The organism is Ornithinimicrobium cerasi (genome assembly GCF_003702705.1).
Taxonomy (GTDB): domain Bacteria; phylum Actinomycetota; class Actinomycetes; order Actinomycetales; family Dermatophilaceae; genus Ornithinicoccus; species Ornithinicoccus cerasi.
The window spans coordinates 68,197-81,583 of the sequence record NZ_QZMN01000008.1; the positions used below are offsets into that span (position 1 = coordinate 68,197).

A 13,387-nucleotide genomic window follows, 5' to 3' on the forward strand; every position below is an offset into this window, starting at 1 on the left:
CTCCCACCCGATGGTCCAGCTCTGGGCGCGGTACCGGCAGTACCGCGCCCGCGTCGTGATGGCCTTCGTGCTCTCCACCGTCCGCAAGGTCATGGACGTCGTGCCGGAGCTGCTCATCGGGGCTGCCATCGACGTCGTGGTCCGCGGTGCGGACTCCTTCGTCGCGAGCGTCCTGGACGTGCCCGACCGCCGTGACCAGCTCATCTGGCTCGCGGTCATCAACGCCGTCGTCTGGGTGCTCGAGTCGACGTTCGACTACCTGTCCTCGCTCGCGTGGCGCAACCTCGCCCAGCAGGTCGAGCACGACCTGCGGGTCGAGGCCTACGCGCACGTGCAGGGGCTGGACATGGCCTGGCACGAGTCCCGCCCGACCGGGGCCACCCTGTCGGTGGTCAACGACGACGTCAACCAGCTCGAGCGGTTCCTGGACACCGGCGTCGACAAGCTGTGGACGCTCGCGCTGAACATCGTGCTCGTCGGCGCCGTCTTCGCGGCGAGCTCCTGGACGCTCACCCTGCTGGCCTTCCTGCCGATCCCGGTGATCGTCGTCGGCTCGCTGTGGTTCCAGCGGCGGCTGCAGCCCCGCTACACCGTGGTGCGCCAGGCGGTGGGCCGGATCAGCGGGCTGGTCGCGGCCAACCTCGGCGGTATGGCGACGATCAAGTCCTTCACCGCCGAGGACCGCGAGCTCGTGCGGGTGGGAGCGGCCTCGGAGGCCTACCGGGTGGCCAACGCCGACGCCATCCGCGCCTCGGCCGCCTTCGTCCCGCTGATCCGGATGGCGATCCTCGCCGGCTTCACGATGACGCTGCTGCTGGGCGGGTGGATGGCGCTGGACGGCACGCTCGAGGTCGGCCTCTACTCGGTGCTCGTCTTCATGACGCAGCGCCTGCTGTGGCCGCTCACCTCCGTCGGCGAGGTGCTCGACCTCTACCAGCGCGCGATGGCCTCGGTGCGGCGGATCCTCGCCCTGCTGGACGAGCGGCCGGTCACCCTGCCCGGGACGCGGTCGTTGCCGGCGGTCCAGGGTCGCCTGGAGCTGCGGGCGGTGCGCGCGGGGTACGCCGACGGGCCCGACGTCCTGCACGACGTGTCGCTCGTCGTGCCGGCGGGTGAGGTGCACGCGATCGTCGGACCGACCGGGGCCGGCAAGTCGACCCTGCTCCGGCTGCTCCTCCGCTTCGCCGACCCCCGTTCCGGGCGGGTGCTCGTCGACGACGTGGACCTGCGCGAGCTGACCTGGGAGGCGCTGCGCGGCCGCGTCGGCTACGTCGCCCAGGACGTCTTCCTCTTCGAGGGGTCGGTGGCCGAGAACATCGCCTACGGCCGGCCGACCGCCTCCCGGGAGGAGATCGAGCTGGCCGCCCGCCAGGCCGAGGCGTCCTCGTTCGTGGAGGCGATGGCGGACGGCTACGACACCCACGTCGGCGAGCGCGGGGTGACCCTCTCCGGCGGGCAGCGGCAGCGGCTGGCGCTGGCGCGCGCCATCCTGCGCGACCCCGCGGTCCTCATCCTCGACGAGGCGACCTCGGCCGTCGACAACGAGACCGAGGCGGCCATCCAGCGCTCGCTGGCCGAGGTCAGCCGCGGCCGGACCACGGTGATGGTCGCCCACCGGCTCTCCACCGTCCGGCACGCCGACCGCATCTGGGTCCTGGACGCCGGCCGCGTCGTCGACGCCGGCACCCACGACGAGCTCGTGGACCGGCCCGGCCCCTACGCCGACCTGTGGGCCGTGCAGACCGGCGACCTCACGACCGAGAGGACGGGCGCATGACCTCACGCCACCGCATGGAGGCGGCCTGGACCCACCCGGAGTCCTCGGTCAAGGGGAGGGTCCGCCGCAACCGCGCGTGGGTGCTGGCCCTGATGTTCGCGCTCGTCGTCGTGGTCGCGACCGTGTCCTGGAGCCGGATGATGGGCGTCGCGGACGTCACCTACGAGCTGCGGGTGTGCGACCGGCCTCTCTCCGCCGCATCGACCTGGACCGAGGTGGAGGCGGCAGGCTGCCAGGCCGCCCCGGCCGCCGGGACCGCCGTGACCCTCTGGGCGGGTGGCGACCAGCAGGAGCCCGACAGCACCGACCGGACGTCGTGGACCTTCGAGGACGTCCCCGTGAACACCTCCGCGACCGGGGTCCAGGTCGACCTGCGGACGCCGGCCCGCTCGGTGGTCCTCGCCGAGCCGACGAACGAGCAGGTGCGGCGTGCGCTCACCGGCGACGCCTCGGAGCGCCGCTGGACCGCCAACGTCGGGTCCCGGGGCCCCGTGAGCTACTGGGTCCTGGTCACCCCGGCCGAGACGGGGTAGTCCCCGACCAGCTGGACCGCACCACCGTCGACACCCTTGGCGCCCTGCACGACCGGGACGCCGTGCTGCCGAGCCGTGGAGGGGTCGGCGACGACGCCGACCACCCAGGAGTCCGTCCCCCGGGCCGCGAGCACCTCCTGCACGCGGGAGGCCGTCCCCGCCGCGACGACGGCGACGAAGCCCACCCCCATGTTGAGCGTCTGCTCGAGATCGTCCAGCGGCACCCGCCCGAGCCGCTGGACCAGCCCGAAGACCGGCGGCGGTGACCACACCCGCTCGATGACGGCCAGCTCCCCGGTGGGCAGGACGCGGGCGAGGTTGGCGGCCAGGCCGCCGCCCGTGACGTGCGACAGCGCGTGCAGCCCGAGGTCGGCCCGGACGACCTCGAGCAGGGAGCGGGTGTAGATGCGCGTCGGCTCCAGGCACTCCTCCCCGAGGGTGCGGCCGAGCTCGTCGACGTGCCGGTCCCATGCCCACCCGGCGGCGGCGACGACCCGGCGGACGAGGGAGTAGCCGTTGGAGTGCAGCCCGGAGGACGGCAGCGCCAGCACCACGTCCCCGCGCTCCACCCGGTGCGGCCCGAGGATCTGGTCGTGCTCGACCACCCCCGTGGCGGCGCCGGCGACGTCATACTCGTCCGGGTCGAGGAGCCCGGGGTGCTCGGCGGTCTCCCCGCCGACCAGCGCGACGCCCGCGAGCTCGCAGCCGCGTGCGATCCCGGAGACGATCGCCGCGATGCGCTCGGGGACGACCCGGCCGCAGGCGATGTAGTCGGTCATGAACAGCGGCTCGGCGCCGCTGACGACGATGTCGTCGACGACCATCCCGACGAGGTCCTGCCCGATCGTGTCGTGCACGTCCATCGCCTGCGCGATCGCGACCTTGGTGCCGACGCCGTCGGTGGAGGTGGCCAGCACGGGCCGGCGCATCCCCGTCAGCGCGGAGGCGTCGAACATCCCGGCGAACCCGCCCAGCCCGCCCAGCACCTCCGGTCGCTGCGCCCGTCGCACCGCGTCCTTCATCAGCTCCACGGCCCGGTCGCCGGCGTGGACGTCGACACCGGCTCCGGCGTAGGTGATCGGCTCGCTGCGGGGCGTGGACATGCGGACCTCTCGTCGGGGGCGGGGTGGCACCAGGGTATGCCGTGGCGCACCGGCGCCGGCCGGTGCGCCGGGGCGCGGGTCAGGGGGAGGTGCTACCGGACGATCTTCTGGTACTCCGGCCGCCGGCCGACCACCTCGTAGCCCAGGGCGTCGTTCACCGCGATCATGTGGGCGTTGGACTCGGCGTTCTGCGTCTCGACCTCGCGCAGGGCCGGCTCGTCGGCGAGCAGCCACGACATCATCTCGCCCTTGAGGACGAGGCCCAGGCGGTGGCCGCGGTGGGCGGGGGCCACCGTCGTGTCGTGCTGCGAGCCGAGCGACGGGCGCTCGGTGTCGACGGCGACGATCGTGTGACCGGCCAGCTGTCCGTCGGGGCGGTGGACGGCGATGAGGTGGTAGAGCCGGCTCGTCGGCAGCTGCGCCCGCTCGTAGCCCCGGATCCGCTCGACCGGGAAGACCTCGTCCTCGACGACGAGGTCGTCGTTCGGCGCGTCGTTGATGGCTGCCCACAGCTCGGCGAACGCCTCGATCATGTCCTCAGGGACGGCGCCCCGCACCCGGACCAGGTCGTAGGCCGCCGCCGGCCCGGAGCGGGCCTGCGCGACGCGGTCCCGCCAGCCCTCGGGAAGCCGGTCGAGCCGCTGCCGACGCACCGCCGACGTGGACCCCTGCACGTACCCGGCCGCCGTCACGAAGGAGTGCCACGCCGCCGACTCCCAGAAGTTCGTGCCGAGGACGGTGCGCCCCCGGCTCGCCGCCTCCTGCTCGAGGTGACGCAGGAGGGCGCTCCCCAGACCCCGCCGCCGGTGCCCGGGGAGGACCGCCAGGTCCAGCCACCCCGATTGCAGGTTGTCGTAGCTGCTCGCCCACAGCCCCCCGGCGGCCACCACCTCGCCGTCCTCGAGGCCCACCCAGGAGGACGGGGGCTCACCGTCCCACCCGTGGGCCAGCAGGCCGCGCAACCGGGCCGGCGTCGCCGGGTGCGCCCACGGCGAGTCGACCGCCACGACGGCGCGGCCGAACGCCACCAGCCCCTCGACCAGCTCACTGTCCGGACCGACCCGCACGATCTCCATGCCACCGACGATCCTCCTCCGCGACCCGCCCCGCCACGGCTTTTCCGGGGCTGCCGTCAGGGGCGGCGCACGGCCTCCGCGCCGCCGACCCCGGCGGTCACCACGACCCCCTCGACGTCGAGGGTGCCGACGTCGGTGACGTCCACGCCGTCGGCCACCACCGGGAACTGCAGCTCGAGCACGTCCTTGCCGAGGCGGTCCTCGGCGGGGAGCTCGATCGGGTAGACGCCGGTGAAGCACGCGGTGCACAGCGACGAGGGCGGCTGGGAGGTCGACTCCACCATGCCTTCCTCGCTGATGTAGCCGAGGGAGTCCGCACCGATCGAGTGGCGGATCGAGTCGACCTCCAGGCCGGTGGCGATGAGCTCGGCACGGGTGGCGAAGTCGATGCCGTAGAAGCACGGCCAGCGCACCGGCGGCGAGGAGATGCGCACGTGCACCTCGGCCGCCCCCGCCTCGCGCAGCATCCGCACCAGTGCGCGCTGGGTGTTGCCGCGCACGATCGAGTCGTCGACGACGACGAGGCGCTTGCCCTTGATGACGTCCCGCAGCGGGTTGAGCTTGAGCCGGATCCCCAGCTGGCGGATGGTCTGGCTCGGCGCGATGAAGGTGCGGCCGACGTAGGCGTTCTTCACCAGCCCGTGGCCGAACGGGATGCCGGAGGCCTCGGCATACCCGATCGCCGCGGGCGTGCCGGACTCCGGGGTGGGCATGACGAGGTCGGCCTCGACGGGGTGCTCGCGCGCCAGGCGCCGGCCCATCTCCACCCGGGCGTCGTAGACCTCCTGACCGGCGATCGTCGTGTCGGGACGCGCGAGGTAGACCCACTCGAAGACGCACCGCTTCGGCTCGGCGGCGGCGAAGCGGCGCGAGCGCAGGCCGTCCTCGTCGATGGCGATGAGCTCCCCGGGCTCGACCTCGCGCACGACCGCGGCGCCGACGATGTCGAGCGCGGCGGTCTCCGAGGCCACCACCCACCCCCGCTCGAGCCGACCGAGGACGAGGGGCCTCACCCCCTGGGGGTCGCGCGCGGCATACAGGGTGGTCTCGTCGCAGAAGACCAGGCTGAAGGCGCCGCGCAGCAGCGGCAGCACCCGCATCGCCGCGGCCTCGACCGGCACGTCCTCGTCCGCGGTCAGCAGGCCGGTGATGAGCGCCGTGTCGGTGGTGTTGCCGCGGCCGACCTCGCCGCGCGAGGTGGACAGGTCGCCGCCGTGCGCCTCCTCGAGGAGGTCGCGCAGCTCGGCGGTGTTGATGAGGTTGCCGTTGTGGGTGAGCGCGACGGTGCCGTCGGCGGTCCCGCCGAGGGTGGGCTGCGCGTTCTCCCAGGAGTTGCGACCGGTGGTGGAGTAGCGGCAGTGGCCGACGGACAGGTGCCCCCGCAGCGAGCTCAGGGCGGACTCGTCGAAGACCTGGCTGACCAGCCCGACGTCCTTGTAGACGACCAGCCGCTGACCGTCGCTGGTGGCGATCCCGGCGGCCTCCTGACCGCGGTGCTGGAGCGCGTAGAGCCCGAAGTAGGTGAGCTTGGCGACCTCCTCGCCGGGCGCCCACACCCCGAAGACGCCGCACGCGTCCTGGGGCAGGCGCTCGTCGGGCAGGAGGTCGTGCGAGAGCCGTCCGTCAGGTCGTGCCACGAGCCGATCATCCCACAGGCCCGCCCGCGGGTATGCCGTCCCGCCGGGAATGCGGGACGCGTCACCTAGTGTTGTCGCGGGTATGCGTATCGACGTCTGGTCAGACATCGCCTGCCCGTGGTGCTACATCGGCAAGCGCCGCCTCGAGTCGGCTCTCGAGGCCTTCGAGCACGCCGACGACGTCGAGGTGGTGTGGCACAGCTTCGAGCTCGACCCCTCGGCCCCGGTGCCGCCCGTGGAGCGGTCGAGCGTGTCGTTGGCGAGGAAGTACGGCGGAGGTCCGGAGCAGATCTCGCAGATGCAGCAGCGGGTGAGCGAGCTCGCGGCGCAGGAGGGGCTCGACTACCGCCTCGAGGAGACCCTGCACCTCAACACCCGCGACGGGCACCGTCTCCTGCACCTGGCCCTGGACACCGGCGGCCCCGCGCTGCAGGACCGGCTGAAGGAGTCGCTGCTGGACGCCTACTTCGTGCAGGCCCTCGACGTCACCGACCGGGAGGTGCTCGGGCGCCTCGCGGGCGGGGTGGGCCTCGACGCGGCGGCGGTGGACCGGGTGCTCGGCTCGGACGAGTACGACGACGCGGTGTCCGCGGACGTGCGGCAGGCGCGCGCCTACGGGGCGAACGGGGTGCCGTTCTTCGTGGTGGACGGGCGGTACGGGATCTCCGGCGCGCAGCCCACGGAGGTCTTCGCGGGCGCGATCGAGCAGGCGTGGGGTGAGAGCCACCCGGCGCTGACGACGGTGGCCGGAGCGGGGGACACCGGCGCCGACGGCGGGGTGTGCGGGCCTGACGGGTGCGAGGTGCCCGGCTGACCCGGGCGGTTCAGCTGCCCAGGCTGCGGCGGTCGACCAGCAGGTAGAGGACCGCGGCCAGCAGCCCGACGACGATCGCGCCGGTGCTGGCGAGCAGGATGATCTCCTGCAGCAGCGAGCTGCTGGGGGCGTCAGGGCCGAGGAAGCCGATCAGCCCGCCCAGCACGCCGCCGATCACCGCGCCGGTGACGAGGAAGCGGACGAGGTCGGGACGACGGCGCACCGGCACCAGGTCAAGGTCGTCGTCGCGGGCGTCGCGGGCGTCGCGGGCGTCGCGGTCGTCGCGGGCGTCGCGGGGATCGTGGTCGTCGCGGGGCACGCCCCCCAGTATCCCCCACGCCCCGGTGTCCGCCCGCCTGACGGCCGGGCCCGGCCCGACCCCGCTCAGGGGGCCAGCTGGTGCTCGTCGACCAGCGACTGCGGGACGCTCAGCGCGACGTAGACGGTCGCGAGCACCATCACGGCCGCGACCCCGGCCAGGACCACCGGGATGCCGAGCAGCGCAGCCACCTGCCCGCCCACGACGGCGCCGAGCGGCATCGCGCCGTAGCCGATGACGCGGGCTGCCCCGCCGACCTTGCCCAGCAGGTGCTCGGGCACGAGGCGGGGCCGGAGGGAGCCGCTCACCACGTTGCCGATGACCCCGAGCGGCGCCACGAGCAGCAGGAAGGTCGCCAGCCCGAGGGCGTTCGGCCACAGGAGGGGCAGCAGGTTGAGGACACCGACGACACCCCAGCAGACGACCAGGACCCGCATCTCGCTCCACCGGTTCAGCACCCGGGACGCCAGCGCGCTCCCGACGACGGCCCCCACCGGCATGGCCACCGCGACGAGCGCCCACACCTGGGGGGTGAGGCCGCCCGCCGACCCGGGGCCGACCATCCAGAGCACGATCACCGCGGCGAAGGCCGTCGAGGCGAAGTTCCACAGACCCCCGCCGAGGATCAGCGGCCGCAGCACCGGGTGCCGCCACAGGGTGGTCATCCCCTCCCCCAGCCGGCCCAGGGTGGAGCCGACGGGTGGTACCGCGCGGTGCGGCGCGACATACCTGCCCCGCAGTGCCACGGTGAGGACCAGCGCGGCGAGCAGGACGACCACGGCAGGGACGCCGACGACCCAGGCGGCGCCGACCGCGACGAGCAGACCGGCCAGGGGCGGGCCGACGAACCCGTTGGCCACGTGCTCGACCCCGAGGAGGCGGGAGGTCGCCCGGCGCAGGTCCGTCGCGTCCCTGCCCACGAGGGCGGGGACCTGGGCGGAGGCGGCGAGGTCGGTGAAGACCTCGGTGACGCCGTAGGCCAGCGCCATCGCGATGAGCCACCAGATGGACAGCTCCCCCGCGACGGCCAGAGCGGCGGCGCCCAGCAGCAGGAGCCCCCGGGCGCTCAGAGCCACCGTCATGGTGCGGCGGCGGTCCCAGCGGTCGACCAGGACGCCCGCCGGGATGCCGAGGAGCAGCCAGGGCAGCCAGACGGCCGCGGTGAGCAGGCCGATGAGCTCCGGCGAGCGGGTCATCGTGATGGCGACGAGCGGCACCCCGGTCGCGACGACGCCGTCGGCGAGGTTGGCCAGGCCGACGGCGGAGAGGTGGGCCGCGAAGCGACGGCCGAGGGGGCGCGGCCCGTTAGCGGCGTCCGGTCCTGCGCCGGGGGCGGCATGGGCGGCGGCAGGGGTTCCGGCAGCGGGGCCGGCGTCTGACTTCGCGGCGGGGACGACGGCCATCGACAGCTCTCCTCTAGACTGGGTGCAGAAGAAGTTATGCAAAGAACTCTCTGCAAAGGTATCTCTGCATCATGAGCGAGCGCAAGCCCCCCAACCCGGCGCACCGCGGACGGCCGGCGACGGCCTCGGAGATGAAGGCTTTCGCGCACCCCCTGCGGATGCAGCTCTACCGCCTCCTCGGCGACCTCGGACAGGCCACGGCGAGCGGCCTCGCCCGGGAGACGGGCGAGAGCACCGGGCAGACGAGCTACCACCTGCGCCAGCTCGCGAGGTACGGCTTCGTCGAGGAGGTCGCCGACGCGGGCACGTCCCGCGAGCGCTGGTGGCGCCCGCTCGGCTTCTCCTACGACGTGCCCGGCGAGCCCGACGACCCGGTGACGCGCACCTTCGGGCGCTGGCTCACGGACAGCCACGCCGCCACGCTGGACGCGGTGGTGCAGCGCTGGGCCGAGGAGTCGCCGGAGTGGCGCGAGGCGAGCACGATGTCGAGCACCGGGACCTGGATGACGAGCGAGGAGCTCGCCGCCCTCACCGAGGAACTCCTCGAGGTCGTCGACCGCCACACCACGGCGTCCAAGGAGCGTCGCGAGGCAGCAGGCCCGCCGGCGGGGCACCTGCCCGCGCGCGAGGGTGAGCGGCGGGTGCGCGTGTACGTCGACGCCGTCCCCCTTCCACCCGCCACCTGACCCCCGCCTTTTCGACCGCCCGTCGGCCTGCCATGGCGTGCCGATCAGCGGTCGAAGAGCAGCGGTCGAAAAGGAGCGGTCACCCCGACCGCCCCGCGCTCAACCCGACCTGCGACGTGCCGTCCCCAGGGCCCGTGCCACCTGGTCCATGAACGCGTCGGGGCACGTGCGGAGGCCGAGCACCGGGATCTGCAGCGTCACGAGGTCACGCCGCGACATCCCCACGTGGTTCAGGCGCAGCGCGTCGTCGATCTGGGCCGTCCCCTGGAAGTGCTGCGCTCCCTGGATCTCCACGTGCACCCCGAGCTCGTCCCAGAAGACGTCGAGGTAGACACGGCCGCGCGGACCGGTCCGCAGCACCTGCCGGCTAGGCACCGGTATCCCCCGGCGGCGACACTCGCCCGTGAAGTCGAGCTCCCCCAGGGAGTGGGCCCCGTCGCAGACGTCGCGCACGACCTCGTCGAGAACCCGCCGTCGGGACGAGTAGCCCACGCTCTCCCAGCACGCGAGCAGCGCCTCCGGCGTCGTGAGTCGCTGCTGCACCGTCATCGCGAGGACCGTCGCCGCCTGACGGTCGGACACCGCCCACTGGGCCGCCCGGATCGCTGCGACGTGCGGCTTCGTCCGTCTCAGACCCGTCTCGACGATGTCTCCGGACCGCCGCAGCCGGTGGTGGAGCACGCCTGGGAGGCTGCGCACGTGCGCGTTGTTCGGCACGCTGACGTGCACGACCCGCTCCGACCATCCCGTGAGGCCCGCAACCAGCAACGCCGTGGGGCCGTCGAGCACCGACCGCTGCCCGGACTCCCACAGGGCCCACCACCAGAGCCCCTCCCCCACCGGCTCCGTCGTGCTGATGCACAGGGTGTGGCGGCCGGCGGGGACCCACACGCCGTGCTGGACCTCGACCTGGACCTGTCCTCGCGTCAGCCCCGCCCCGAGGAGCATCCCGTGCGTCACGACGCCGCCGTGGTCCAGCGCGAGCTGCCGGGCGATCCGGTGCCGCCGTGTCCGCTCCAGCTTCGACGCAGCCGCCCGCTGCGCGCGCGGCCCGACCGCCCCGTTCCCCACCATGCCCCGATCCTGCCGCGCCAGGATGTCCGCGCCCGACGTTATCCCCAGGCACGGCGGCTCGACGGCCTACGCGACTCCCCGTCCTGGCCACCACCCCGATTCGACCGCCCGAGTTCGACCGCTGTCCTGCATGCCATGGCGCTCCGAGAAGCGGTCGAATCCCGCGGTCGGCCGCTCAGCCGCAGACTGACCCCAGGGGCAGGTGTGCCGCGAGGTCGGCGCGGATGCCGGAGCTGCGGACGGCGCCGCTCGCCTCCGCCTCGGCCCAGGCGAGCGACCCGGTGACCAGTGCCAGCCACGTGCGGGCGTCGGTCTCCACGACGTTGGTCGGGGTGCCGCGGGTGTGCCGCGGACCCTCGATGCACTGCACCGCGCCGTAGGGCGGCACCCGGACCTCGACCGACCGCCCCGGCGCCAGCGTCGCGAGCTCCTCCAGGGAGTAGCGGACCGCGGTGGCGACCGTCGCCCGGGGGACGTCCTCGCCCGGGCCGGCCGCACGCCATACCCCCAGCGCCTCCTCACCGGCGGCGACGTCGACCCGACGGCGCGGCGGCACTCAGCCCTCCAGCGGGTCGCGCTCGACGGGGCAGGACATGCAGCGGGGGCCACCGCGGCCCCGGCCGAGCTCGGACCCCGAGATCTCGAGCACGTCGACCCCCTGGGAGCGCAGGTAGTCGTTGGTCACCGTGTTGCGCTCGTAGCCGACCACCACACCCGGCTCGAGGGCGAGGACGTTGCAGCCGTCGTCCCACTGCTCCCGGGCCGCGGCGCGGGGGTCCTGGTCGGCGGCCAGGACGCGCAGCCGCGGGACGCCCAGCGCGTGCCCGATGACCTTCATCATGTCCTCTGGGGCGTGCCGCTCGATGACGACCTCGAGCCGCCCGTCCCGCTCGTCCCCGGCGGTCATCGTCCACGACGGCAGGTCCGGCAGGCCGAGGTAGCGGGTGAACGTCTCCCGGTCGATCATCGTCATCACCGTGTCCAGGTGCATGACCGCGCGCGCCTTCGGCATGTCCAGCGCCACGACGGTCGACACCTCCCCGGAGGCGAGCATCGCGCGGGCGAGGCGCTCGACCCCCATGGCGGTCGTGCGCTCGGAGAGGCCCACGAGCACGACCCCGCCGCCGAGGACGAGGATGTCGCCGCCCTCCGCGGTCGCTGGGCCGTCGTCGACGCCCTGCGTCCACCAGTTCATCCCGGCGCCGGCGAAGAGCGGGTGGTGGCGGTAGATCGCCGCGTAGTGCACGGTCTCGCGACGGCGTGCCTTCTTGTGCATCGCGTTGACGGCGACGCCGCCGTAGACCCAGGCGGAGGTGTCGCGCGTGAACAGGTGGTTGGGCAGCGGTGCCAGCACGGAGTCGTGCGGGTCGAGCTGCTCGATCGTCAGCGACTGGGGGTGCTCGATGCGGTCGAGCACCTCGGTCTTGGTGATGCCGCCGATGAGGTGCCGCGCCAGCTCCGCGTCGTCCATCGTCTCGAACATCGCCCGCAGCTCCTCGGCGCCGAGCGGCCCGACGTGCCGCTCGTCGAGGGAGTTGTCGAGGATCTGACGGCGGGCCTCGGGGACGGCCAGGGTCTCGCGCAGCAGCTGGTCGAAGTGGTGGACGACGACGCCGCGGTCCCGCATCACCTGGACGAAGTGGTCGTGCTCCTGCTGCGCCTTCTCGACCCACAGGATCTCGTCGAAGAGGTACATCTCCTTGTTGTCCGGCGTCAGCCGGTGCATCTCCAGGCCGGGCCGGTGCACGATGACCTGGCGCAGGCGGCCCACCTCGGAGCCGACGTTGAACGGCATACGGGGGTCCTTTCGGGGGGTGTCGGGCGACCCGCCGGTCCGGCGCCCGGCCGAGCGTGCCCCATCGTCGCACGACTCCGGGTAGGCCCGCCGTGCCCTGCGCTGACAGGATGGCCGCATGCGCGCGACCATCCTCCACGCCCCCTTCGACGTCCGCCTCGAGGACGTCGCCGACCCGGTGCTCCTCCGGCCGACCGACGCGATCGTCCGCGTCACCGCCAGCTGCGTCTGCGGGTCCGACCTGTGGCCCTACCGCGGGATCAACGAGATCGACAAGCCCACGCGGATCGGGCACGAGTTCGTCGGCATCGTCGAGGAGGTCGGCGCCGAGGTGCGCACGGTGCGGCCCGGGCAGTTCGTGATCGCCCCCTTCCGCTACTCCTGCGGGGAGTGCGCGCACTGCCGGTATGGCGTGCAGACCTCCTGCGCCAAGGGCGGCCAGGGCTGGGGCGGCCGGGACGGCGACGGCGAGTGGACGCCGGCCTGCCAGGGCGAGGTCGTCCGCGTGCCGTACGCCGACGGCACCCTCGTCGCCACGCCGGAGGTGCCGGGGGAGGACCAGCTCGCCTCGATGCTGGCGCTCTCGGACGTGATGGCGACCGGGTGGCACTGCGCGGTGTCCGCCGGCGTGCAGGAGGGCGAGACCGTCGTGGTCGTGGGTGACGGGGCGGTCGGTCTGTCAGCGGTGCTGTCGGCGGTGCGCCTCGGTGCCGGTCGCGTCGTCGCGATGTCGCGCCACGCGTCGCGGCAGGCGGTGGCACGGGAGTTCGGCGCCACCGACGTCGTGGCCGAGCGCGGCGACGAGGGCGCGGAGCGGGTGAAGGAGATGACCGACGGCGTCGGCGCGGACCGGGTGCTGGAGTGCGTGGGCACGGGCGGCTCGATGGACCAGGCCTTCGCCTCGGTGCGGCCGGGCGGGACCGTCGGGTTCGTCGGCGTGCCGCACGACGTGGAGGTGCCGATCGGGACGATCTTCCGCCACAACGTCCGGCTGGCCGGCGGGGTGGCGCCGGTGCGCCACTACCTCGAGCAGCTGCGCGACGACGTGCTCGCCGGCGAGATCGACCCCGGCCGCGTCTTCGACGTGACGATGCCGCTCGCGGAGGTGGCGGAGGCCTACGCCGCGATGGACGAGCGCCGGGCCATCAAGGTGATGCTGCGGCCCTGAGG

Annotated in this window: 13 protein-coding genes; 5 read left to right on the top strand and 8 right to left on the bottom strand. The window is 73.7% G+C overall.

The window, feature by feature from the left end; translation table 11 throughout:
* Positions 1 to 10: 10 nt before the first annotated feature.
* A complete protein-coding gene (locus D4B81_RS10580; protein WP_122262590.1) occupies positions 11 to 1,777 on the top strand; it encodes an ABC transporter ATP-binding protein in 1,767 nt (588 codons plus the stop codon).
* A complete protein-coding gene (locus tag D4B81_RS10585) occupies positions 1,774 to 2,310 on the top strand; it encodes a hypothetical protein (protein ID WP_122262592.1) in 537 nt (178 codons plus the stop codon). Before D4B81_RS10580 ends, D4B81_RS10585 begins: the two co-directional genes overlap by 4 nt.
* Here D4B81_RS10585 and purM read toward each other — a convergent pair.
* The 3 genes from purM to purF form a co-directional block, all read right to left on the bottom strand.
* Entirely contained in the window at positions 2,274 to 3,413 is a 1,140-nt protein-coding gene (gene purM, locus D4B81_RS10590) for a phosphoribosylformylglycinamidine cyclo-ligase (RefSeq protein WP_122262594.1), read from the bottom strand. The genes D4B81_RS10585 and purM overlap by 37 nt on opposite strands.
* Before the next feature lie 92 nt (positions 3,414 to 3,505).
* Positions 3,506 to 4,489 (bottom strand): GNAT family N-acetyltransferase, encoded by a 984-nt coding sequence (locus tag D4B81_RS10595; protein ID WP_122262596.1) that lies wholly within the window; start codon positions 4,487 to 4,489, stop codon positions 3,506 to 3,508.
* Between the two features lie 56 nt (positions 4,490 to 4,545).
* Positions 4,546 to 6,126: an amidophosphoribosyltransferase gene (purF, locus tag D4B81_RS10600; RefSeq protein WP_237565939.1), complete on the bottom strand. Its 1,581-nt coding sequence runs from the start codon at positions 6,124 to 6,126 to the stop codon at positions 4,546 to 4,548.
* Between the two features lie 82 nt (positions 6,127 to 6,208).
* On the opposite strand from purF, the gene D4B81_RS10605 reads away from it, so the two are divergent.
* Positions 6,209 to 6,940: a DsbA family oxidoreductase gene (locus tag D4B81_RS10605; RefSeq protein WP_122262600.1), complete on the top strand. Its 732-nt coding sequence runs from the start codon at positions 6,209 to 6,211 to the stop codon at positions 6,938 to 6,940.
* Positions 6,941 to 6,950: 10 nt separating this feature from the next.
* On the opposite strand, the gene D4B81_RS18515 is transcribed toward D4B81_RS10605, so the two are convergent.
* Both D4B81_RS18515 and D4B81_RS10615 read right to left on the bottom strand, forming a co-directional pair.
* Positions 6,951 to 7,259, bottom strand: coding sequence for a hypothetical protein (locus D4B81_RS18515; protein ID WP_202613659.1), 309 nt, complete (start codon positions 7,257 to 7,259; stop codon positions 6,951 to 6,953).
* A gap of 65 nt (positions 7,260 to 7,324) precedes the next feature.
* Complete coding sequence (locus D4B81_RS10615; protein ID WP_122262601.1) at positions 7,325 to 8,662, bottom strand: MFS transporter; 1,338 nt, start codon at positions 8,660 to 8,662, stop codon at positions 7,325 to 7,327.
* A gap of 71 nt (positions 8,663 to 8,733) precedes the next feature.
* On the opposite strand from D4B81_RS10615, the gene D4B81_RS10620 reads away from it, so the two are divergent.
* On the top strand, positions 8,734 to 9,348 hold the full coding sequence (locus D4B81_RS10620) for a winged helix-turn-helix domain-containing protein (RefSeq protein WP_122262603.1): 615 nt from the start codon (positions 8,734 to 8,736) through the stop codon (positions 9,346 to 9,348).
* A gap of 99 nt (positions 9,349 to 9,447) precedes the next feature.
* On the opposite strand, the gene D4B81_RS10625 is transcribed toward D4B81_RS10620, so the two are convergent.
* The 3 genes from D4B81_RS10625 to D4B81_RS10635 form a co-directional block, all read right to left on the bottom strand.
* Complete coding sequence (locus D4B81_RS10625; RefSeq protein WP_122262605.1) at positions 9,448 to 10,422, bottom strand: hypothetical protein; 975 nt, start codon at positions 10,420 to 10,422, stop codon at positions 9,448 to 9,450.
* Positions 10,423 to 10,597: 175 nt separating this feature from the next.
* Positions 10,598 to 10,978: a sterol carrier family protein gene (locus D4B81_RS10630; protein ID WP_122262607.1), complete on the bottom strand. Its 381-nt coding sequence runs from the start codon at positions 10,976 to 10,978 to the stop codon at positions 10,598 to 10,600.
* The gene (locus D4B81_RS10635; RefSeq protein WP_122262609.1) at positions 10,979 to 12,217 is read right to left on the bottom strand and encodes an arginine deiminase; all 1,239 of its coding nucleotides are present in this window, start codon (positions 12,215 to 12,217) and stop codon (positions 10,979 to 10,981) included.
* Between the two features lie 118 nt (positions 12,218 to 12,335).
* Between D4B81_RS10635 and D4B81_RS10640 the strand changes: the two genes are divergently transcribed.
* On the top strand, positions 12,336 to 13,385 hold the full coding sequence (locus D4B81_RS10640; RefSeq protein WP_122262611.1) for a zinc-dependent alcohol dehydrogenase family protein: 1,050 nt from the start codon (positions 12,336 to 12,338) through the stop codon (positions 13,383 to 13,385).
* Positions 13,386 to 13,387 lie beyond the last annotated feature (2 nt).